Source organism: Flavobacterium sp. NG2, from assembly GCF_034119845.1.
Lineage (GTDB): Bacteria > Bacteroidota > Bacteroidia > Flavobacteriales > Flavobacteriaceae > Flavobacterium.
In genome coordinates this window covers 3,564,213-3,588,066 of record NZ_CP139420.1, presented here as the reverse complement: position 1 = coordinate 3,588,066, position 23,854 = coordinate 3,564,213, and the positions used below count along the sequence as shown (strand labels likewise).

Annotated in this window: 14 protein-coding genes; 13 read left to right on the top strand and 1 reads right to left on the bottom strand. The window is 36.1% G+C overall.

Features of this window, described 5'->3' with window-relative positions; genetic code table 11:
* Positions 1-52: 52 nt before the first annotated feature.
* The 3 genes from SLW70_RS14490 (at position 53) to SLW70_RS14480 (ending at position 5,041) form a co-directional block, all read left to right on the top strand.
* Positions 53-1,225, top strand: coding sequence for a helix-turn-helix domain-containing protein (locus tag SLW70_RS14490; RefSeq protein ID WP_320889335.1), 1,173 nt, complete (start codon positions 53-55; stop codon positions 1,223-1,225).
* Positions 1,226-1,756: 531 nt separating this feature from the next.
* Positions 1,757-2,458, top strand: coding sequence for a hypothetical protein (locus SLW70_RS14485; protein ID WP_320889333.1), 702 nt, complete (start codon positions 1,757-1,759; stop codon positions 2,456-2,458).
* Positions 2,459-2,608: 150 nt separating this feature from the next.
* Positions 2,609-5,041: a T9SS type A sorting domain-containing protein gene (locus SLW70_RS14480; protein ID WP_320889332.1), complete on the top strand. Its 2,433-nt coding sequence runs from the start codon at positions 2,609-2,611 to the stop codon at positions 5,039-5,041.
* A gap of 310 nt (positions 5,042-5,351) precedes the next feature.
* Here the strand turns inward: SLW70_RS14480 and SLW70_RS14475 are convergent, their stop codons facing one another.
* The gene (locus SLW70_RS14475) at positions 5,352-6,365 is read right to left on the bottom strand and encodes a LacI family DNA-binding transcriptional regulator (protein WP_320889331.1); all 1,014 of its coding nucleotides are present in this window, start codon (positions 6,363-6,365) and stop codon (positions 5,352-5,354) included.
* A gap of 284 nt (positions 6,366-6,649) precedes the next feature.
* Between SLW70_RS14475 and SLW70_RS14470 the strand changes: the two genes are divergently transcribed.
* From SLW70_RS14470 to SLW70_RS14425, 10 genes are all read left to right on the top strand, one after another.
* Entirely contained in the window at positions 6,650-8,296 is a 1,647-nt protein-coding gene (locus SLW70_RS14470; protein ID WP_320889330.1) for a sodium:solute symporter family protein, read from the top strand.
* A gap of 26 nt (positions 8,297-8,322) precedes the next feature.
* A complete protein-coding gene (locus SLW70_RS14465) occupies positions 8,323-10,602 on the top strand; it encodes an FAD-dependent oxidoreductase (RefSeq protein ID WP_320889329.1) in 2,280 nt (759 codons plus the stop codon).
* 10 nt (positions 10,603-10,612) lie between these two features.
* Positions 10,613-13,633, top strand: coding sequence for a glycoside hydrolase family 2 TIM barrel-domain containing protein (locus tag SLW70_RS14460; protein WP_320889328.1), 3,021 nt, complete (start codon positions 10,613-10,615; stop codon positions 13,631-13,633).
* Between the two features lie 25 nt (positions 13,634-13,658).
* Positions 13,659-14,987 carry a family 16 glycosylhydrolase gene (locus SLW70_RS14455; RefSeq protein WP_320889327.1) on the top strand — a complete coding sequence of 443 codons (1,329 nt, stop codon included), beginning with the start codon at positions 13,659-13,661 and terminating at the stop codon, positions 14,985-14,987.
* A 6-nt stretch (positions 14,988-14,993) separates the two neighbouring features.
* Positions 14,994-16,247 carry a family 16 glycosylhydrolase gene (locus SLW70_RS14450; RefSeq protein ID WP_320889326.1) on the top strand — a complete coding sequence of 418 codons (1,254 nt, stop codon included), beginning with the start codon at positions 14,994-14,996 and terminating at the stop codon, positions 16,245-16,247.
* A gap of 3 nt (positions 16,248-16,250) precedes the next feature.
* Positions 16,251-17,945 carry a glycoside hydrolase family 2 protein gene (locus SLW70_RS14445; RefSeq protein ID WP_320889325.1) on the top strand — a complete coding sequence of 565 codons (1,695 nt, stop codon included), beginning with the start codon at positions 16,251-16,253 and terminating at the stop codon, positions 17,943-17,945.
* 65 nt (positions 17,946-18,010) lie between these two features.
* Complete coding sequence (locus SLW70_RS14440) at positions 18,011-19,291, top strand: glycoside hydrolase family 117 protein (RefSeq protein WP_320889324.1); 1,281 nt, start codon at positions 18,011-18,013, stop codon at positions 19,289-19,291.
* Between the two features lies 1 nt (position 19,292).
* On the top strand, positions 19,293-21,476 hold the full coding sequence (locus SLW70_RS14435) for a glycoside hydrolase family 3 C-terminal domain-containing protein (RefSeq protein WP_320889323.1): 2,184 nt from the start codon (positions 19,293-19,295) through the stop codon (positions 21,474-21,476).
* Positions 21,477-21,483: 7 nt separating this feature from the next.
* Positions 21,484-22,764, top strand: a complete 1,281-nt coding sequence (locus tag SLW70_RS14430) for a glycoside hydrolase family 117 protein (protein WP_320889322.1) — start codon at positions 21,484-21,486, stop codon at positions 22,762-22,764.
* Positions 22,751-23,854: a glycoside hydrolase family protein gene (locus SLW70_RS14425; protein ID WP_320889321.1), complete on the top strand. Its 1,104-nt coding sequence runs from the start codon at positions 22,751-22,753 to the stop codon at positions 23,852-23,854. Before SLW70_RS14430 ends, SLW70_RS14425 begins: the two co-directional genes overlap by 14 nt.

Below are 23,854 nucleotides of genomic sequence, written 5' to 3'. Positions count from 1 at the left end.
TTGTTATTTTGCTTTTCTTTGTTTTCTGTAAAAAAGCTTTAATTTTGGTTTCATGAGTAAAGGTATAGATCCAATTGTAGTACAAGAAGCCCTTCAGCGAATGAGTAAACATCCATTGTTTATTAATTCGTCTGTGTATAGTAGATTGTTGGCCTACTTGGTTGAAAAGGCATTAAAAAACGAAGAAGTTAAGGAGTTTACTATTGGTGCCGACCTTTTTCAAAAAAACTACAACTACGATAAAAATGATGGTACTGTACGCTCTCATATGTACAACTTGCGGAAAAAATTAGCCGAGTACTATCAAAAAGAAGGAGCCTCTGAACTTCTTATATTTACGATTAGTAAAGGACAGTATAATCTAGACTTTATTTGGAGAGAAACAGTTACCAAACAGCAGTTGTCTCGGGAGCGGGTGATTCGTGTTCCCATTTCATATATCCGTTGGGGAGTGTTGGTGACAATAATTCTTTTGGTAGTATTTTGGGGCGTAAAGCAATATTGGAATCAACCACCACCTTTTTGGGAAGCTTTTTTTAAACCAAATCAGAAGAATTTAGTAGTAATTTCAGATCAATATGTAGTTCACGAAAAACTTGCCGATGGTAACTGGCATACGGTTCTTTATGGCGACATCAACAATAATGAAGATTTGATTGATTATACTACTAAAACGGCTCGAGACCTAAAGATTACGGATTATACGTTAATGTCCAAAATGGCGCCTTATTGTGTTAAAAACATATCCGAATGGTTTTTAGAACATCAACAAACATTTGATTTAAAATTAGAGAGCAATCTTAATTACGAAGATATTCGTGATGTCAATCTTATATTTATTGGACAATTTAAAACAATGAATATATCAAAAAACTTTTTTTTAAAGGATAGCCGTGATTTTAGACTGTACCAAGATGGATTTCAATACACCAAAAATGGAATTCAAAAAATATATGATACCCAATACAATCAGAGTAACAGAATAGAATATGCAATGGTTTCTTATACCTCATTGAGTCCCGGAAAATCTGCTTTTTATTTTGTGTCTAACAATGATATTGGTGTGATGGCTACCTTGAGCAAATTCACCGATAAGGAATGGTTGAAAAACTTTCAAAAACAATTAAATAACCAAGATGGGCATTTTAACGCATTGTTTGAAGTGAGTGGTTTACAGCGTACGGAAGTCAGTTGTAAGTTAGTTGCTTTAGAAGAGGTTAAGTAGTGAGAGCACTTGTACTCAAAACAAAAATATAGCCAGAAATAGGTGATGAGTTTTGATAATAGTAATTGACAGCATCGTACTTATTGTTTTTATAATCGCTACAATAGATAAAAGGAAAAGTCAAGGCTTTGGTTGTATAACCGAAGCCTTTTTTGATTTATAGCTAGCGAAGATGAGGTTGTTGCTTTTTTAAGTAAAACCAAAAAATGCGGTTTCTTTTTTTACTTCAAACAGTCTTTATATTTGATACTATTCAAAATAATAAGTTTTAGTATTTGTAACTTTTTAATAATCAATGTAGTATGTTTTATTGGGGAGACCTAAAGGAATAAAACTTAATAAGAATAGGAAGTTGTTTTCTTTATAAAGTAGAGGAAAAATCAAAAAAATCATATGGTGCTTCTTTTTAAACATATGCTTTACTAATAAAAATGGCAGGATTAGATTTACGGATTAAATTTACAAAAGTTAAAATGCATCCTAAGATGCAAGTTAATCAACCAAAAAATAACCAACCAAATTTTTAAAATTATGAAAATCAATTTTTATTTAATGGCCGCATTTTCAGTATTGATGTTGTCGTGTAGCGATTCATCAAATGATGATTTACCAGAAGTAAAAGAAGTTGTAAAGGAAGGCGAAGTAGTTGTTGTTCCTGAAAAAAAATGTCAAATAGTGAACAAGGATGGTCTTTTGATTATTGAAGGAGAGAGTTTTGCTTTAAAAGGGCAGTGGAGAATAAAAGAAGATGCAAAAGCTTCTGCTGGAAAATATATTGAGTATTACGGAAGCAACAGTTATAATGCACCTAATTCAGCTAGTGAAATTTCAGTGAAATTTTATGTGGATAAAGCGGCTACCTATTTGGTTCGTTGGTATATGAGACAACCCGATGAAGCGGCAGGGGATTTATCAAATGATGTTTGGATTTATTTTCCAGGAGATATTGGTTTAGCCAAAAGAGATGGAATTGATGTGACACTAACCAAATTTGAAAAATTTGTAAGTAGAGGAAAAGTTGATTTTACATATGGTGGAGCTTTAGATCTTCATAACCCTACAACAAGTTCATGGATGAGAGTTAAGTTTCCTGCAGCTGGTGAATATACTCTTAAAATATCAGGAAGGTCTTCTTTATTTCAACTTGATAAATTTGTTTTATCATCAGGCATTTCAGATACGGATGCACAAACAAATTCGAAAGAACGCACCGAAGCCATTAAATGTGAATAAATCATTTATTTACTGAATACTGAGAACAGTACGTCAAAATTTCTTAAGAAGATTAAGGAATTGTTTTGTAGCAAAATTCAAATGATAAACAACCCAAATAAATTAAAAACTGAGATATTTTATTTCTAAAATCAAAAAACCAAACCAATTATGAGTAAAAAAAGTACACAAAAAAAACACTACTTATGTTGTTTAGCATTATCCTTACTGTCCCTATTTGGTTTTGCAAAAGACATTCATGTGGCGAAAAATGGTGCAAATGCTTTAACGGGCAGAGGTTCTTCATCAGCACCTTATTTAACCATCAGTTATTTATTTACAAACAATTTGGTTAGTCCTAACGATGTTATTATTATACATGAAGGAGTGTATAGAGAAACAGTTATTGTAAATGTTAGTGGTGTTACCCTTAGAGCTAATACAGGAGAGGATGTTACCATTTCGGGGGCCAATTGGTATGGCGATTCGAGTTGGTCGGATCCTGATGGTGATGGGATTTTTGAATTGGCTTTGAGTACGAGTCAGGTAGAAACCCCTTTTACGCAACTATTTGTAAATGGTCAAGACAAGCAAATTGCTCGTTTTCCAAACAATACGTCTCCTTATAAAAACTACATCTCAGGTTCCAATCGTGAAATGATGGAGCCAAGAGACCAACAAACAGGATTTGCAGTATTATTAAACGCTAGTAAACCAGCTGGTGCCAATCAAACGGGGAATGTAACTTTTTCATGGCATGGCGGAACACCTATGATTCCCAATGTCACTTTTACAAACGAAGCAATTGTACGTGGATTTATTGGGAAATTACGAAATAATATTTTCTCTTATTCTGGAGATTTAGGAGAGGTAACTCGAGCTGGCGATAGACTCGTAACCTTTAAGTCAGTCAATACTCAAGGAAATATTTGGGGAGATACCGATGCGGTAAGTCAGCCAGAAGGTTTTGGTTATATTATGGACTTTTCGGTTTTAGACTACGAAGGCGAATGGTTTTGGCGTAAAAATCTAAATAAAATATATTATAAGCCTGAAGGGGGTACAGTTACGGGGAAAAATTTTGAAATTCAACGAAGAAAATTCACGCTCAAAGTTCAAGCGAATAATGTAAAGATAGAAAACATTGATTTTAAAGTTGGTGAAGTGGAGTTGACCAATGCCAATGCAACGATGTTTACCTATTGTACATTTACGTATTTATCTCCTTATCAATATCGAAGAGAGTATGGTGTTTTTGAACAAGGAATTAAATTAACGAATGCTGATAATACAACTTTTGAAAGTTGCTACATAGGTCATACTTGGGGGAGCGGAATTATCATCACACCAGGATCAGATAACACTATTATAAACAACAGCTATATTGAAGATATCGGTTGGATGGGTCAGTTTACAGTAGCCGTTTTAAACAATGGTAACAATACACAAATTACTAAAAACACCTTTGGTAAAGCCTCTCGTTTTCATATTAGAACGACAGAGTCGGTATTTATGAATGTTACCGATAATGATTTTTTTGGGGCTATGGCAATGGGAGAAGATGCTGGTTCTATCATGTTTACTAGTACGGGTAAAACAGCTGCCTTGGATATGAATGAAACAGTGATTGCGTGGAATAAAATTCGCGATCAGAAGGGAATACCTGCTTTTGAACCTATAGAAAGCAGCCGAAAGTATATGGTAGCACTATATTTAGAAGATGTTGAAAATTACACCGTACATCATAATCTAATTTATAATATTGATGATGAATATACCAGTGTAAGATTAAAAAGTGATGGTACACCTGAAACCTTGCAAAACATTAATTTGGTTGGGTATTTTGGGCCAAGAGATCGAAATATAACTAAGAAAATGGATCTTTTTAATAATACCTGTTGGGGATATAATAAACTCATAAGTTTTTGGCACCGAACTTCCACGGCCGATATTAACGATATGAATCTTAAAAATAATCTTTTTATGACGGGTAAAGAAAGCTCGGTAGGCACTGTTAAAGATACTGATCTTTATAATTTTACTGTTAAAGCTGCAGCTACCTATGGCTATGATATCTCTCTTGAAACGAATGGATTTGTTACGAATGCTGCGGATCATTATGTAGATGCTGCCAACTGGAATTTACGATTAAAACCTGCTTCTGTCTTTAATTCAGGAGGAACTGTTATTCCGGGCATTACAACACAAACTAGCCCTGCTATTGGAGCATGGGAAGGGTCGACAACGGCATTAAAAGATAGGGTTTTTAATGCGGGCTCTAATCTAACGACTGCCTCATTTTTGGGTACAAGTGTGCTTTCAAAATCGTCTTTCAAGTTCACTACTCAAAATGATACGGAAGTAATAATCTATCCCAATCCATTTACAAATTACATAAAAGTTATTATAGAACCTGAGATAGTGTTAAGTCAAAACATTTCTGTGAAAATAATGGATAGTTTGGGTAGAATGGTAGTGCCAGAAACTAGAACCTTGTTAAAAAGTAATGAACTAGTATTGAATACAGAACATTTGAATACAGGTGTTTATATTGTAGAGATTAGTTATAATGGAGGTAGAATCTTTAAAAAAATAGTAAAATAAATTGTAAAGCTTTTATTGCTTTTCGACAATCAATAAGCTGTTGAAAGAAGAGACTCACTATATTTATTGTGTCCAATTGAAAAGCAGTTGTTTTCTAAAAGAAATATCTGCTTTTATTGGTCCCAAAAATAGTTAAAACTATGCACTTTAGTGCATTTCGCTTTAGCTCCTAAAAAATTTTTGCCACAGATTATAAAGATTCAAAGGATTAATCTGTGCTAATCTTTTTAATCTGTGGCTAATTATAGCGTTTTCAAATGCAGACCTTTAGTCTGACAACCAAATCTATGGACTTTCAGTCCTTAGTGGTTTAGTTTCTAATAGATGAGGTTCTAATATTTAATTCCCCATTTAAGGTGATGGTTTTAGGTTTAAATTCTTTGGCGTTTTCAATTTGTTCCAAAAGAATTTTAGCGGCTTCAATCCCAATTTGTTTAGCAGGTTGTGCTACCGATGTTAATTGTGGTTCGATAATCGTAGCCATTTGGGATTCTGTAAAACCTACAAAGGCAATATCCTTTGGAATAGCATAACCATTTTTTTTGAATACTTGCATCGCACCTATAGCCACTGGGTCGTTAGCAGCAAAAATAGCATCAGGAATGTTTCCAGAGTCAATGATTTTTTGTGCGGCTTGTTGGCCATCTGCTAGTGTAAATCCTGTTGGAATAATTTGATTTTTATCAAAAGGTAGTTTGTGCTTTTGATGCGCATCGATAAAACCTCTCATGCGTTCGTTGGTTAATGAAATACCTTCGTTACCTTTTAAATGTACAATTCGGGTATAACCTTGTTGGATTAAATGTTCAGTTGCAAATAGGGCCCATTTATAGTCATTGAATACAATTTTAGAACAAGGAAGTTGGTTGTTCACTCGGTTAAATAACACGATTGGAAAACCGGAATCGATTAAATTTTGATAATACTCCATGTTTTTGGTCTCACTAGAAATGGATACAATTAAACCATCGACCATGCTGTCTTCAAGTGTTTTACAATTTTTTAATTCGGTTTCATAGCATTCACTAGATTGTGTAATGAGCAACTGATAGCCTTTTTCAAATAAAATTTCTTGCACACCTATAATTACTTCTGGGAAAAAAGCATTGATAAACTCAGGAACAATGATACCGATAGTAAAAGAACGTTGTTGCATTAATTTTTTAGCGATAGGATTGGGACGATATCCTAATGCTTTGGCCGTTTTTAATACTAATGCTTTGGTTTCAGGATTGATATCGGCTTTATCGTTAAAGGCTCTCGAAACCGTAGAAACTGAAGTGTTCAATTGTTTAGCAATGTCTTTGATGGTAATGTATTTCATGCGAATTAAACTAGTTGAAAAGATTATTTTACAAATGAAAATGATTAATAGGTTATAAAAATACAATAATTTTCGGTAACGTTCTCGAAAGATTTAATAAGCTTCGGTAACGTTCTCGGTAGAGCTTTTAAAAAATATAATTTAATCCCATTTATTCTATTCTTACTTTTAATAAAAATTAAAAAAAGGTTATGAAATCGCCTTTAAAGAAAGCTTTGCGTATGCAAATAAAATTGGTTAAAAAGCGATTCTATCTATGACCACTAAAAAACAAATTTACTTATATGAAAAACATTGATATTTGGGTGATTCTGATTTTTTCTGCACTCATTTTTGTTTGCGGTTTGGCTTTTTCCAAAACAGGAAAAAACATGAAGTCTTATTTTGCTGCTGGAGGCGCCTTGCCTTGGTGGATGAGTGGTTTATCCTTATTCATGAGTTTTTTCTCGGCAGGAACCTTTGTGGTCTGGGGTTCTATAGCTTATAAAAGTGGTTGGGTTGCAGTGAGTATTCAATGGACTATGGCTATTGCAGGTATCCTAATTGGTTTTTTTATTGCTCCCAAATGGCGCAAGACAAATTCGCTAACCGTAGCCGAATACATAACCAATCGTTATGGTTTTAAAATTCAAAAAACATATACCTATTTATTTCTACTGATTTCTTTATTTACCACAGGAGCGTTTTTATATCCTGTGGCCAAGATTGTAGAGGTTTCTACAGGGATTCCTATTTACACCAGCATCATCAGTTTAGGGATTTTAATTTTAATCTACACCGCCGTGGGAGGACTTTGGGCAGTTATCGTTACCGATGTGTTGCAGTTTGTGGTTTTAACAGCCGTTGTCATAATCATAGTTCCATTAGCTTTTGATAAAATTGGAGGTGTTGACCAATTTATAAAACTTTCACCTGAGACTTTTTTCAATTTGGTAAACGAAGAATATTCCATTGCTTTTATAATTGCTTTTGGACTTTATAATTTATTCTTTTTGGCGGGTAACTGGGCTTATGTGCAACGTTATACCTCTGTTGCGACCCCAAAAGATGCTCAAAAAGTGGGCTGGTTGTTTGGAGCTTTGTATGTGATAAGTCCGTTGTTTTGGATGTTACCTCCTATGATTTACCGCATTCTAAACCCAAATCTTGTTGGAGTAGAGTCAGAAGGTGCTTATTTATTAATGTGTAAAGAAGTTTTACCAGCAGGAATGCTTGGTTTAATGCTTGTTGGGATGATATTTGCCACTTCTAGTTCGGTAAATACCACTTTAAATATCGCCGCAGGAGTATTTACGAATGACCTTTTTAAACATTTCAAACCTCAGGCAAGTGACGCTCAATTGATGCGTGTGGGGAAAACGGCTACCGTTGTTTTAGGCTTGATTACCATTGGGGTAGCTTTGGTTGTACCACTTTTAGGAGGTGTTGTCAATTTTGTTTTGAGTTTAGCAGCGGTAACAGGAGGAGCCATGTTTTTGCCTCCGTTGTGGACTATTTTCTCTAAAAAACAAACAGGGACTAGTATGTTATCGGTTACCTTAATCACCTTATTAATTACGGGTTTTTTCAAATTTTTAGCCCCACAATTACTAGATATAACCCTAAGTCGTAGTGCCGAAATGATTCTAGGTGTTGCTGTTCCGATGGTTTTAATGTTAGTATCAGAATTGTATTTAATCCAAACCAATACATCCCAAGATACTTATGAAGCTTATGCACAAAAAACAGCTATTGGTGAAAATGTATATGAAGACGATTCGGACGGAAGTAATAAAAAAGGGGGAAGAGTCATTGGAATTGGAGTTGCCTTAACAGGAGCTTTAATACTTTCATTAGAATTTATTTCTACTAGTTTAATTCCTATCGTGGTAGGAGTGGGCGCAGCCGTTTGCTTATTAGGCATCTTCATAGTTTATAAAAATAAAGAATAAATACATACGATTTAATTAAGAAAAAAATGCAAGTAGAAAGCTTTAGTTCAAAAGTAAGATCCAATAAAATTACTACAATTCAATCTGATTTAGTCGTTGTTGGCGGAGGATTAGCGGGAGTTTGTGCGGCCATTGCTGCGGCTCGCGAAGGGGTAACTGTAACCCTAGTTCAGGATAGACCTGTTTTAGGTGGTAACGCTTCGAGTGAAGTTCGTTTGTGGACTTTGGGCGCAACCTCACATATGGGGAACAACAACCGTTGGGCTCGTGAAGGCGGAATCATCGATGAGATTTTAGTCGAAAATTTGTATCGAAATAAAGAAGGAAATGCGCTTATTTTTGATACGGTTTTGTTAGAAAAAGTTTCGAATGAGAAAAATATAACGCTGTTATTAAACACCGCAGTTTATGAGGTAGAGAAAGCGGATACCAAAAATATAAGTCAAGTTACTGCCTTTTGTAGCCAAAACTCAACGACCTATATTCTCAAATCGAACTTGTTTTGTGATGCTTCGGGAGATGGAATCGTAGGTTTTCAAGCAGGAGCTGCGTTTAGAATGGGTGCTGAAACGGTGGAAGAATTTGGAGAGAAATTTGCTCCAGACCTATCATACGGAGAATTACTAGGGCATACCATTTATTTTTACAGTAAAGATACGGGAGCACCAGTAAAATATGTCGCTCCTGAATTTGCCTTAAAAGACATTACCGAAATACCACGATATAAAAGCTTGAGTGATAAAGATTCGGGTTGTCGTTTGTGGTGGTTGGAATATGGCGGGCGAAAAGATACCATTCACGAATCCGAAGACATCAAATGGGAACTATGGAAAGTAGTTTATGGGGTTTGGGATTACATCAAAAACTCGGGCGAATTTCCAGATGCTGCCAATTTAACCTTGGAATGGGTAGGAACAATTCCTGGTAAGCGTGAAAGCCGCCGTTTTGAAGGGCATTATATGATTAAACAACAAGATCTAATCGAACAAAATACGTTTGAGGATGCGGTGTCTTTTGGAGGCTGGGCAGTCGATTTACATCCATCGGATGGGGTTTATGACAGTCGTCCGGGTTGTACCCAATACCATTCCAAAGGAGTATATCAGATTCCGTTAAGTACCATGATAAGTCAAAATATAGAGAATTTATTTCTTGCCGGACGTATCATCAGCGCTACTCACGTTGCTTTTGGTTCGACCCGTGTGATGGCAACTTGTGCTCATGCCGCACAGGCTGTTGGATACGGAGCGGCACAATGTGTGACAAACAATTTGAAACCAGCCGAATTATTGAAATCCAATAATCTAAAAGAATTGCAACAAACTCTGAGTATCAATGGGCAAAGCATTCCAGGGATAGCCATTGATAAAACTCAAAATTTATTGAACCAAGCAACCATCCAAGCTTCCTCTACTTTAAAATTAAGCCAAATAGATTTTGATGGTGAATATACCTCACTAGAAGTGGCAGTTGCCCAATTATTGCCTTTCAAAGCCCATCAAAACTATGGTTTTAAAGTAAAAGTAAAAGCCCAAGAAGCTACGTCACTAACAGTACAATTGCGTACTTCGGCCAAAGCCAAAAATTACACGCCCGACATTATTTTAGAAACGATAGAAATAAAAATAAGTCCAGGCGAACAAGAAGTAGCTTTTGAATTTAAAACAGCCACGACTGAAAATCAGTATGCTTTTGTTACTTTTTTGGCAAATGACAAACTGAGTATTCAAAGCAGTACAAAACGATATACAGGTGTTCTATCGGTCTTTAACGGACAAAATAAAGCGGTAAACAACAACGGAAAACAAACACCTCCTGACAACATCGGTATTGATGCTTTTGAATTTTGGATTCCGTTTAGAAGACCTAAAGGACAAAATATTGCCATGCAAATCGAACCAGCCATTGCGTGTTTTGGAACAGAAAATCTAACTAATGGTTTTGTACGTCCTTATGGCAGTGCCAATGCTTGGTTGGCCGACCTTACTGATACCAAACCAACGCTAAAAGTGGAATGGGAAACCGAAGTGGCACTTTCTGAAATAAAACTATTCTTAGACCCTGATTATGATCACCCCATGGAATCGACCTTAATGGGACATCCCGAAGAAGTAGTTCCGTTTTGTGTACAGAATTACACCATCAAAGACAGGAGTGGAACTGTTTTATTCGAAAAAAAGAATAATTGTCAAGCAATTAATACTTGGACTTTCAATTCAAAAATAAAAACTAAAGGATTTACCATCGAATTGGAGCAAAGTAATCCACATGTGCCTGTAGCTGTTTTTGAAATTTTTTGCCAATAAAATTGTTAAAATGAAATATATAGCCCTCTTGATTTTTTGTCTCTCCAGTTACTTTTGTTATGCTCAAAAGCAAACGGATTATGCTATTTCTTTAAACGGTGATTGGAAATTTCATGTAATTGATGGTCAAGGCTCTAATCCTTTGAATGTAGTTGAGGAAAGTTCAGATATTATCATCGATAATAGGAATACCAATCAAGTTGAAATAAAAGGAAATTGGAAACTGAAAACCGAGGGGGCAAGAGGTTCCACAGTATATCAAAAGGATTTTATAGAACGTAATTTTACAGGTAAGGAAACAGAAGCTAATTATGTTCGGTTTTTTCCAAAATTTAAAAAATCAGGTTATTACGAAGCTTTTGTAATGATGCCTTTTGGGACTCATTTAACCGCTCAAGTTAACGTAAAACAAGGAAGTCTAAAAGAAACAGCTTACTTAAACCAACGTGTGCGTTGTGGGCAATGGATTAGTTTAGGGATTTTTAATTTTGATAGCGCAGAAGAAAATTATGTAGAATTGACCGCTATTACCGAAGGCTCTGTAACAGCTGACGCAGTGCTTTTTAAACCTATATCGCAAGCAGCTTATTTGAAAGCCAAAAATGAACCCAAACAAGTTTTTTTAACGAATTATAATGATTCCAATTGGTTAAACTTGAAAGTGCCTGGGCATTGGGGAATGATTAATTCTTACTCTAATTATGTAGGCAAAGCATGGTACCGCAAAACATTCGATTTACCCAAAAACTGGAAAAAGAATCCAAACGACAAAATCCGACTACAGTTTGCAGCTGTGTATCATCTTTCAAATGTATATGTCAACGGGCAATTTGTAGGCAAGAATCAAGGAGGATTTACTCCTTTTGAATTTGATATTACCGATAAATTGTATTTTGATAAACCCAATCTCATTGCGGTTGAGGTAGATAACAACTTTTTGGTAGGTGCAACTTGGAATTGGGGTGGTATTATTCGAGAGGTACAATTGGTCAAAAATCAATCGGTTCGCATTCAAAATCAATACATAAACGCTACTCCAAATTTAAAAACAGGCACAGCCGATTTGAATTTGAAAGTTTTTGTAGAAAACAATAGTTCCATATCAAAATCGGTTGCTATTCAGTCTGTTATTAGTTATAAAAAACAATTGATTACCCTAACTGCAAAAGCAACTATTGCTCCAAATGTAACCCAAGAAGTTGTCTTAAACGGGAAACTAAATGCAAAACAAGTTCAACTATGGCATTTTGATAATCCTGTTTTGTATCAATTAAAAACAAATTTAGTTGAAGAAAAAAAGGTTGTTGATACAAAAAGTAATCCATTTGGAATCCGAAAAATAGAAATAAACGCCTCACAAATGCTGTTGAATGGCGAGCCAGTACGTTTAGGTGGCTTTAACCGTGTCAGTGAACACCGCTATTGGGGAAGTTCTGAACCTTTAGAATTATTAGAAAAAGACATTCATTTGATGAAAGAAGCGGGAGCCAATTTCATGCGCATCATGCACGGCACACAAAACGAAAAGTTAATTCAACTGTGTGATGAAAAAGGGATTTTAATTTTTGAAGAAGTAAATGTGCGTGACCTGACCAATCCAGAATTTGATGTTCCAAAATATACCTTACCCAGACAATGGATAAAAGGCATGATTGAACGAGACTGGAATCATCCATCGATTATTGGTTGGAGTGTGGGGAACGAACTCTCAGACCACAATCAATACGCACGTGATATGATGAAAATGGTAAGAGAATTAGACCCTAACAGATTGGTTACTTGCGTGAGTAATACGGGACAAAAAGCAAGTTATACACCAGAAACTGATCCGAATTCAGACGTGGACATGATTATGCATAATATGTATGCTTGGCAAGGCAAGCCCTTGGAAATATTGGCTACTTTAAGAAAAAAATGGCCCAACAAACCTATTTTTATATCCGAATATGGTTTTGATCCTTTCCCAACGGCTTCCTTAGATAACGACAGAGCTGAAGTTACCGACTGGCACAACAATTTTAGAGGAAAAAATGACTTTGTAATTGGTGCTTCGTTATGGACATTTAACGATTATCGCAGTGGGTATGCCGCTACATCGGCTGAAGAAAATAGGGTTTGGGGTGTTGTTAATGTGTGGCGACAAAAACGCCGACTTTTTGACCGATTAAAACACGAAAATAGTCCTTTAAAAAATATAGAAGTCACCGATATTGATTTTGATAAAAAATCAGCCCAAGTTAAATTGGTGGTTAAAGGTCCTAAAGATTACCCAAGTTTTAGTTTAAGAAACTATCAATTAGTATGGCGTTTTAAAGACAATCAAGGGCGAATAATTTTCGAAAATAGAAAATCATTGCCATTAATTACACCTAGTCAAGGGGAATGGAAAGGAACAATTGAATGGAAAGGAAATCTGACTAACGCACAAAATGTAACGATAGAAGTGGTCAATTCACTAGGCTATTCTCGTGCCGAAAAAGTGGTTGATTTTACTGTTCCAAATAGTCCAGTAATAAAACAAATCATTTCAGGTGACGGAAAGGCTAGAATCCTTTTTGATAGTGTTTCTGGAGCTACAGAATATGGAGCTAGCTATGAAAATGATAAAGGTGAAGTAGTGGTGCTTCCTACCAAAACCATCGCCAATTATATTGATTTGGAAGGTTTGGAAAACAACAAATTGTATTTGGTTAGTGTTTTTGCTTTCAATGAAAAAGGAAAAAGTTTCGATGCTAAAAAAGAAAGAATAACACCCAATGGCAAGTTATTGCCGCCTGTAATTTGGGATACTTTTATTAGAGATAAAAAAATAGTCATAGGTTATTCCTCAGAAAACGAGGATAGTTTATATGAAGTACACTATGGAAAAGCGGCCACGAAATTGGATCAAAATTTCACCACTAATGTAAGAGGCATGTTGTCAATTGAAATTGATGATAGCTCAGTTATGTATTTTAAAATAAGAAGAAAAACAAAGGATAGAGAAAGCAATTGGTCAGAACTGAAACTTGTAAATTCTAAAACCAATTAAAACTAGTCAAAAAACCAAAAAAATTATGAAAAAGATTGTAACATATTCAAAAAACAGATTTGCTACCTTACTGGGAGTTGTTCTGATAAGTAGTTGTAGTACTGGGGATCAAGCAGTTGTTGCACAGCCTAAAGCTGAAGAAAAAATAGTAGCTGACTGCCTTGCAGCCTATCAATACGAATTTGAAAAACCAACGGAATTACACGATAGTTCCAAATGGAAATTAATTTGGGAGGACGATTTTAATTATCCAGATTCTCAGTTAGAAACCAATTGGACTTCTCAAAATAGTTCAAGTAGTCATATACTTTGTAGCCGTTGGAGAGAAAATGCAGTGGTCAAAGACGGGGTTTTAGAATTACAAGCTCGTAAAGAACAACGTGGAAATCTAGATTGGACTTGTGGTAATATTTGGACCAAAAAAACTTTTGGATACGGTTATTACGAAGCTAGATATAAATATGCTGGTGCTAGTGGTACCAATAATTCGTTTTGGTTATTTAATAGCATCAAAGGTACAGGAAATAATAGTAGTGGTGTTACCTGTGAGTTAGATGTTAATGAAGGCCATTTTCCAAACGAGGTGAATACTAATAGACACCACTGGGAAGGAGGAAAAAGTATTGAGAATAACCAACAACCCTATGCTGAGGGATTATCTCCTGCTTATGCGCATTCTTTTAAAACAGCTGTAAAAACTAAAAGGATTCGGTTTTCTTCAAAAAATGCTTCCCATTTTCATATCAGAGAATTTCGTATTTATGAACCCAATTTAAAATGTTATCCTATGAATATCCTTTCTACTTCAGCAGATGCAAGTGTTTCAGGTTTGGTTAATATCGCTAAAGGGAGTGATACTTCAATAACAGCAAGTGGAGTTTATAATAGCGACTCAAAAGCTGCTGCTGTTGCAGATGGAACAACAACTACGAGTTGGGTATCACAAAAGAGTGGCGAAAAATGGTTAGAATTTAATTGGCCTACCGAAAAAAGCATTGGACATATTCAATTTATAAATGGATGGCAAAGTGGAACAACTTGGAATGCCTTAATTTCAGATTATAAAATAGAAGCTTATGTTAATGGAAAATGGGTTGAAATTGCAAGTTATGATGTGAAAACAAATTATAACCATTCACAAGACTATCATGTATATGGTATGGATTGGTCTGCAACTGCTATTAAATTTTACTACGATAACAAGCTCATCCGAACCATTCCAAACACGCTTTGTAATGAAGATTTAAATATTTATTTGAGTTTGGCTATTTTAGAACATGCTGGGGAGGTAACCGATGCTATTAATGGAACCAGTATGAAGATTGATTGGGTGAGGTATTATCAAAAAAAATAATTTCAGATGAAGTTTAAAATGAAGCTCACTTTTTTTTGTTTGTTTAGTTTATTGGTAATGTCCAAGGGACAGGCACAAGAAATAAAACAATTCGATTATTCCAATTGGAAGTTAGTTTGGCATGATGAATTTGAATATGAAAACAAAGACCTCGATACCGAATGGATTTCTGCGAATCATCCAAGTAAAAACCTGTACTGTAGTCGTTGGCGTGAAAATGCCGATGTGAAAAACGGTCTTTTATATTTGGAAAACAGAAAAGAAAATCGTGGCGGTCAAGAATGGACATCGGGGAGTATTTGGACCAAAAAGAAATTTAAATACGGCTATTTTGAATGCAGATATAAATATGCAGCTGCCGAGGCTACTAACAATTCATTTTGGTTGATGACTCAAGGTCCTGAGCCTACTGAAGGAAAAAGATTTGAAATTGATATCAATGAAGGACATTTTCCTAACGAAGTGAACACCAATATTCACCAATGGTCGGATTTTACCATTGATGAAAAAGGAAATAAAAAGCATGCTACCAGCCACAAAGGATTTGCTTTTGGTGCAAAACCAGATTATATGATTCAATTAGAAACACCTATTGAAACGACTAAAATTCGATTTGTTTCTAACAATAAAGCAAAGTTCAATTTAGGTGAATTTAGAATTTATGGCGTGAACAAAGAGGGAAAATATCCAACAGTTCTATCCCAATCGGCTGATACGGATGTTCCAAATTTAGTAAATTATGCCCGAAGCAAAGAGGTTACCATTACTACTAGTGGTTCTTTTAACGGAAAGGATACTTCTCATTTCTTAACAGATGCTAACCCATTCACCTCTTGGACGACTCAAAATGAAGGGCAAAAATGGGTAGAATTTGAGTGGAAGGACAAAATTACCGTGGGAGCTATTCAGTTTGTAAATGGATGGAAAGACAGTAAAGGGAATTGGTTTGGTTTAATTTCTGATTACAAAGTTCAGTATTTACATAAAGGTGAGTGGAAGGTTATTTCGGTGTTAGATATAACTAAAAATTACAATTTTGCAGAAGAATTTCACACTTACGGTTTAGAATGGAATGAAAAAGAGTTAATTTTCTATTTTGACGGAAAAGAAATTAGAAGAGAAGAAAATACTTTTTGCCATAGCGAAACCCCTATTTGGTTGAGTCTAGCCATCATAAAATGGCATGGTACAGTAACCGATGCGATAGACAAAACGTCGATGAAGGTGGATTATGTACGTTATTACCAAGCTAAAAAATAAACAATGAAGAGATATTTAATTTTATTGCTATTCCTAGCAATATGGACGATGGAAGCCCAAACGATTTCATTAAATGGAAAATGGAATTTTAGAGTGGATTCAGATGGTGTAGAAACCTATTTACGTCCTGATTTTTCTAATTGGGATACTATGCAAGTACCTGGGAATTGGGATACCCACGAAAAATATTCGACTTATGTAGGCAAAGGCTATTATCAAAAAAACGTTACTGTTCCTCAAAAATGGCAAGGAAAACAAATCAGAGTTCAGTTTGAAGCCGTTTATGAAACCGCCAAAGTTTGGGTGAACGGAAAATTGATGGGAGAACATGTTGGAGGTTATTTGCCTTTTGAATTTAACATTACCCAAGAGGTAAAATTAGGAGAAACCAATTCGATTGTCGTAATGGCTGATAACTCTTATAAACGTGGCGCTTGGTGGGCTTGGGGCGGTATTAGCCGAGACGTTCGATTAGTCGCTAATAATGATTTGCGTTTGGTTTACCAACATATTGCATCCATACCTGATTTTGAAAAAGGAGAAATTAATTTTTCTATTAAATATAAAGTAGAAAATAATGGTTCCAATGCTGCTACGGCACAAATTCTACCGAAAATTAAGGGGATGGATTTAGCTCCTGTTTCGGTGAAAATAAACGGAAATACAACGACTATTTCTGAAATTAAATTTAAACGTAAGCTGGCTGATTTCAAACTTTGGGATTTTGATAGTCCTAATTTATACCAACTGACTAGCGAACTACAACTTGACGGAAAAAAAGTAGATGGTGCCAAAGATAATTTTGGTATTCGAAAATTTGAAGTTCGTGGTGAGCAGTTCTTTTTAAACAATCAAGCCGTACGTATGAATGGAGTCAATCGCGTACATGATCATCCTAAATACGGGAATACTGAACCTGATTGCTTAATTAAAAAAGACATGAAAGACATTCAGTCTTTAGGCTGTACGTTCTCCAGATTGATGCATGCGCCTTTGTCCAAAAACCTTTTGGATTATTGTGATAAAAACGGTTTTTTATTAGTCGAAGAAATTCCAGTTTGGGGTGATGATGACCCTCAATCGTTTCCAAATAATCCAGTATCTAAAAAATGGATGGCCGATATGATTGAAAGAGATTTTAATCATCCTTCTGTAGTGGCTTGGAGTGTGGGGAACGAATTGCGTGATGCCGTTGCACCTTGGGAAAACAAGGCGTTGACCAAAGACCAATACGGCTATGTGAATGAAATGTTAGATTATGTGGGTAGTTTAGATGCCACCCGCCTCAAAACCTATGTTACCATTACGTCTTATCGCAAGGGCGAAATTGGCACAGAACCTTATGAAAAAGTCGATTTTATTTCGATGAATAGTTATGGAAATGCACCAGTATTGGCACAAAAGACACATCAAAAATTCCCAGGCAAACCCATTTTTGTTTCTGAGATAGGGCTAAGCCAAATAGGAGCAGGGTCAGACGCAGAGTTAAGTAAAGATTTGGTAGGATATATAAAAGAGTTGAAAAAATTTCCATGGATTTCGGGTGTATCTCTTTGGAGTTACAATGATTATAGAAGCAATTACAAAGGCACACCCAAATCAGGTTATAGAGAATGGGGAATTGTAGATGCTTTTCGAAAAAAGAAAAAGAAAGCTTACCAACAATTGAAAACGCTTTATAAAGAATGGGAAGAATAATTTCTACAAAAAAACACATCCTAATACACTAATTGAGCAACCATAAAATAAACACACACGAAACGATGAAATTAGATATTTTAAATAAAAACCGAATTACCACCACATTTTCTATCGGTTTAGCGGCCTTAATTTTAGCCACTTCTTGTGGAAGTTCGAAACAAAAAGAAATTGGCGGTTATCCATGGGATATCCCACAAACCAAACCTAACCGACCTTTGAGCGCGGCTATGGAGCGTTTGTATGACAATTATTTAACCCCAAGACCTGAGGATAACGAACTCTTTTCGAGTTTTAAATATACACAATTAAAGGGGTTTGATTACCGCAATGGTGATGGAACCGTTTCCCGACGTGACCCTTCGAAAATTATTTTCGAAAATGGGAAATACTATGTTTGGTACACCAAACGAGATACTAAAGTACCCCCTATTGGTGCGCATAGAGCCAGTGAAAGTACAGATGTTATTCCGTCCACCGATTGGGATTTATGTGAAATATGGTACGCTACAAGCAAAGACGGATTGACTTGGGAAGAGCAGGGTGTAGCGGTCAAAAGACCACCGATGCCAGAAGTGGGTTGGCGGTCTGTGGCTACTCCGGATATCTTAAAATGGAAAGGGAAATATTATTTGTATTACCAAGGTTTTATGGAAGCTAGTGGGAAAAAAGGAGATCATTGTCCAGTAGCCGCTTCTTATGCGGATTCACCTGATGGTCCATGGACACCCGCCAATAAAGTAATTGTAGAAAATGGCCCAGCAGGAACTTGGGATCAATTTTCGATTCACGACCCGTATCCGTTAGTCTATAAAGGTAAAATCTATTTGTACTTCAAAGCGGCTTATGGTGACCGACCAGATTATTTGGTAGGCAACGGCTTGGCAATGGCCGATAATCCGTTGGGACCTTTTACTAAACATCCGTTGAATCCTTTGTTTAATTCGGGACATGAAACGGCTTTATTTCCTTTTAAAGAAGGTATAGCTGCCTTAATTACTAGCAACGGAAACGAAAACAACACCATTCAATATGCTAAAGATGGTATTAACTTTAATATAGCTTCAGTTTCGTCACTTTTTCCTGCTGCTGCAGGTGCTTATGTACCAGATGCATTTACCAGCAACGGTAACGGAAGAGGGATTAGTTGGGGATTGAGCCATTTTGTAAATGCAGGAACACCAAATAAAGGGTATAGTATTCTAGCCCGTTTTGATTGTGATTTGAGTTTGGATGTCAATGATCCTGAATTGAAAAAAACGCATTTATTTTTAAAACCAGAAGTGTACTTTTCACAAGGGCTTTCAGGAAAACAGTTGGAAAGAATCAAGAAAGAGGCAAAATAGGATGAAAATAAATTCTAAAATAATACTTTTTTTAATGCCATTTGTTTCGATGGCTCAAGAAGTCAATTTTAAATTCCAAGATGCTTCATTGTCAATTGATGAAAGGGTCGAAATTTTGGTTTCACAAATGACTGTTGAGGAACAAATGGGACAATTGCGTAACAATGCACCAGCCATACCAAGGTTGAATATTCCCGATTATGATTGGTGGAATGAAGCTTTACATGGTGTTGCTAGAAACGGAAAAGCGACTATTTTTCCGCAAGGAATTGGTATCGGAGCCACTTTTGATCCAGATTTAGCATTTAGAGTAGCTTCGGCAATTTCAACCGAAGCAAGAGCGAAGTATAATATTTCGCAACAAATGGGCAATCATAGCAAATTTGCAGGATTAACTTTTTGGACACCCAATGTCAATATATTTAGAGATCCTCGCTGGGGTCGCGGACAAGAAACTTATGGAGAAGATCCGTATTTAATGTCTAAAATTGGTGTTGCTTTTGTAAAAGGTTTACAAGGTGAGGATCCTAAATTTTTAAAATCAGCTGCTTGTGCCAAACATTTTGCCGTGCATTCAGGTCCAGAAAGTTTGCGATTGGTGTATAATGCCGTTCCAACCAAACAAGATTTATGGGAAACCTATATGCCTGCTTTTGAAGCCTTGGTAAAAGAAGCCAAAGTAGAAGGAGTGATGCCAGCTCACAATGCTGTATATGGCAAACCGATGGCTGCCAATCCAGAATTCTTGACGGATATTTTACGCACTCAGTGGAAATTTGATGGTTATGTGGTAACCGATTGTGGTGCAGTAAAATGTATTTATGATACACACAAATTTGTTAAGACAGAAGCCGAAGCAGCAGCTGTAGCCTTTAATGCAGGAACTAATCTTTTTTGTGGTGGTAATTTTGGAGAAATGAATGCTGCTTTGAAACAAGGATTGGTTTCAAAAGAAACAATTAGAGAAAGAACCAAACAACTCTTAAAAACACGTTTTAGATTAGGAATGTTTGACAAACCTGATAACAATCCTTATGCTAAGCTTGGAATCAATGAAATTCATTCACAAGAAACTATTGCACTAGCCAAAGAAGCAGCGCAAAAATCAATTGTATTGCTTAAGAATACAAACAACACTTTACCCATTTCTAAGAATGTCAAAATACCGTATGTAACAGGACCTTTTGCCAATTCGTCTGATATGTTGATGGGAAGTTATTATGGCATTAGTCCAGGAATTGTAACAATTTTGGCAGGAATCGCTGATGTGGTTTCGCCAGGAACTTCGTTGAATTATCGCAGTGGTGCTTTGCCTTTTCATGATAATTTAAATCCAAAAAATTGGGCACCCAATGTAGCTAAAGAATCGGACATTACGATTTGTGTGGTTGGTATTACTGCGGATAGAGAAGGTGAAGGGGTAGATGCTATCGCTTCTGACCACAAAGGAGATCGTAAAGATTTGAGTTTACCAGAAAATCAAGTGAATTACGTTAAAAAATTGGCCGAAAATAAAAAAGGACCTTTAGTTTTGGTTATCGCTAGCGGAAGCCCTGTTTCATTGGAAGGAATCGAAGATAAATGTGATGCTATTGTTCAAATTTGGTATCCAGGTGAGCAAGGTGGGAATGCAGTGGCTGATGTGTTGTTTGGAAACGTTTCCCCTTCGGGTCATTTGCCTTTGACTTTTCCTAAAAATCTGAAACAATTACCTCCTTTTGAGGATTATTCGATGAAAGGAAGAACCTATAAATACATGACCGAAGAACCGATGTATCCTTTTGGTTTTGGACTTACTTATTCTAAAACGGAACTTAGTAATTTAAAATTGAATTCGACTAAACTAAGGAAAAACGAAGGCCTTACTGTAAAGGTGGACGTTGCCAATGTGGGAGATTTTGATATTGACGAAGTGGTGCAATTATACATTTGTCCCGAAGATACTTCTGGTGGAATTCCGTTAAAAAGTTTAAAAGCATTTGAAAGAATAGCATTAAATAAATCAGATAAAAAAACAGTATCATTTTCAATTACAGCCGATGATTTAAAAGTTATTGATACCAATGGCAAAAAAGTGTGGCGAAAAGGAAACTATAAAATCGTGGTGGGAAATGCTTCGCCAGGAGCATTAAGCACTAAACTAGGAGCTGCTTTGCCTCAAGAAACAATAATTGAATTAAAATAAATTATTTATGAATACTAATAAAATTGCAACAATTGCTTTATTAGGTTTATCCCTAAGCTTGTCTTTGTTTGTTGAAGCTCAAACAAAAAAGAATACAAAATCAGCTCAAGTTTTCCCGCATAAAATGCCAACCGAAAAACCGAAGTACCCAATGAGTGCGGCTACTGATAGGATGTTTGATTATCCTGCTCCAAGAGTTCAGGATAACGAATTGTATTCGATGTTTAAATACACAGAATTAAAAGGTTTTGATTATAATAATGGAGACGGAACGATTTCCAGAAGAGACCCTTCAAGACCTATTTTGGTTAACGATACTTATTATATTTGGTACACCAAAAGACATACAAAAGTACCACCCATTGGTTCACATCGCGCTATGGAAGCTACTGATGAAATTCCTTCTACCGATTGGGATTTATGTGACCTTTGGTACGCTACAAGTAAAGACGGTTTTAGTTGGGAAGAACAAGGGGTAGCCGTTAAAAGACCCGAAAAAGGACAATTGGGTTGGCGTTCTGTAGCCACACCCGATATATTGGTATGGAAAGGGAAATATTATTTGTACTACCAAGCTTTTAATGAACCTAGTGGGTTAAAAGGAGATTGGTGTCCTATTTCGGTTTCCTATGCTGATTCACCTAATGGACCTTGGACTAATTTAGGAAAACCAATTTTCCCTTTTGGTAAAAAAGGCGAATGGGATCAAGATCAAAGTCAAGACCCTCATTTGATTGTAAGAGACGGGAAAATTTATTTATACTATAAAGCCGCCTTTAATAAATGGCCAGACAACAGAGAAAAGTATGCAGTAGCACATGGTTTGGCTATAGCCGAAGATCCCTTAGGACCTTTTGTAAAACACCCTTTGAATCCAGTATTAAATTCAGGACATGAAACGACTTATTTTCCTTTTAAAGAAGGAATTGCAGCTTTGGCCATTAAAGATGGAAACGAACGTGAATCCATGCAGTATGCAGCTGATGGAGTGAATTTTAAGGTGGCGGCCAATGTTACGCTGACGCCTACCGCTGCGGGCGCTTATACACCAGATGCTTTTACCAATACCAAATATGGTAGAGGGGTAACTTGGGGCATGTGTCATTTTACCAATGCAGGAACAGCTCCTAAAAGTTATTCGATTATGGCACGCTTTGACTGTGATTTGAGTTTGGATCTAAACGATCCTGAACTAAAACATACCCATATGTTTTTAAAGCCTGATGTTTATTTTTTACAAGGACTTTCAAAAAAACAATTAGAACGAATCAAAAATGAAAAAAAGTAATCTAAAGTTTTATTTCGTAGTTTTTGCTAGTTTCCTATTAGGAATTTGTACGGCTCAATCCGTTCAAAATGATAGCCCTATCACCCTTCCTGAAAAATTTGATAAAGCCAATATTATTCAAGAAAAGGATTATAATGTTTGGGGAACCAATATTTTAAAAGGGAAAGATGGCAAATACCACGCTATTTATTCCCGTTGGCTAAAATCGAGAGGACATTTGGGATGGGTGACACATTCTGAAATTGCACATGCCGTTTCGGATAAGCTCACAGGTCCTTATGTATTTAAAAACTTGGTACTTCCTCCAAGAGGAAACAAATATTGGGATGGTGATTGTACCCATAATCCTCATGTGTTAGAATACAAGGGTAAGTACTATTTGTACCACATGGGCAACCATGGTAGTGGTTACTGGGACAAAACAGCAGACACAGTAATGCCGAAATATAGTGACCCAGAATGGTGGGTAAATCGTAATAACCAGCGAGTAGGCCTCGCTGTTACTAATGACTTGAATGGAGAATGGACACGCTTTGAAAAGCCTTTAATCGATGTTAAAGGCAATCAAATGATGACTTCAACACCAACGATATCAATTCGGCCTGATGGTAAACTTTTATTGGCATACAAATATGTAGAGCCGAATGAGAAATTCAAAAACGGAAAAGTGATACATGTGACCGCATTAGCAGATGCTCCTGAAGGTCCGTTTGTTGATACAAGAAAACCTTTTATAATCCATCCTACGGCAAATTTTGCGATTGATGATCATGTAGAATGGGCTCAAAATGGGAAATATTATTGTATAGCCAAGGATTCTGATGGTTCGTGGAGCGATAATCCTCGTGGATCAACTTTATTATTTGAGGCTGATTCTTTCGGGTTTAATTGGAAGCTTTCTAAAAACTTTTTATTACTAAAAGCAGGCGAAATTAAATGGACAGATGGCACCATTACCAAAACAGAACGTACAGCCGATATGCCCAAATTATACATGGAAAACGGCAAACCAAAAGCCTTGATAATTGCCATTTTACCAAAGGACAGTGAAATTTCACATTCATTAGTGATTCCTTTATTAGATAAATAA

Coding starts and splice junctions, on each gene's coding strand:
- SLW70_RS14425 (WP_320889321.1), top strand. CDS start 22,751: ATGAAAAAAAGTAATCTAAAGTTTTATTTCGTAGTTTTTGCTAGTTTC.
- SLW70_RS14430 (WP_320889322.1), top strand. CDS start 21,484: ATGAATACTAATAAAATTGCAACAATTGCTTTATTAGGTTTATCCCTA.
- SLW70_RS14460 (WP_320889328.1), top strand. CDS start 10,613: ATGAAATATATAGCCCTCTTGATTTTTTGTCTCTCCAGTTACTTTTGT.
- SLW70_RS14445 (WP_320889325.1), top strand. CDS start 16,251: ATGAAGAGATATTTAATTTTATTGCTATTCCTAGCAATATGGACGATG.
- SLW70_RS14490 (WP_320889335.1), top strand. CDS start 53: ATGAGTAAAGGTATAGATCCAATTGTAGTACAAGAAGCCCTTCAGCGA.
- SLW70_RS14435 (WP_320889323.1), top strand. CDS start 19,293: ATGAAAATAAATTCTAAAATAATACTTTTTTTAATGCCATTTGTTTCG.
- SLW70_RS14465 (WP_320889329.1), top strand. CDS start 8,323: ATGCAAGTAGAAAGCTTTAGTTCAAAAGTAAGATCCAATAAAATTACT.
- SLW70_RS14480 (WP_320889332.1), top strand. CDS start 2,609: ATGAGTAAAAAAAGTACACAAAAAAAACACTACTTATGTTGTTTAGCA.
- SLW70_RS14450 (WP_320889326.1), top strand. CDS start 14,994: ATGAAGTTTAAAATGAAGCTCACTTTTTTTTGTTTGTTTAGTTTATTG.
- SLW70_RS14485 (WP_320889333.1), top strand. CDS start 1,757: ATGAAAATCAATTTTTATTTAATGGCCGCATTTTCAGTATTGATGTTG.
- SLW70_RS14470 (WP_320889330.1), top strand. CDS start 6,650: ATGAAAAACATTGATATTTGGGTGATTCTGATTTTTTCTGCACTCATT.
- SLW70_RS14455 (WP_320889327.1), top strand. CDS start 13,659: ATGAAAAAGATTGTAACATATTCAAAAAACAGATTTGCTACCTTACTG.
- SLW70_RS14440 (WP_320889324.1), top strand. CDS start 18,011: ATGAAATTAGATATTTTAAATAAAAACCGAATTACCACCACATTTTCT.
- SLW70_RS14475 (WP_320889331.1), bottom strand. CDS start 6,365: ATGAAATACATTACCATCAAAGACATTGCTAAACAATTGAACACTTCA.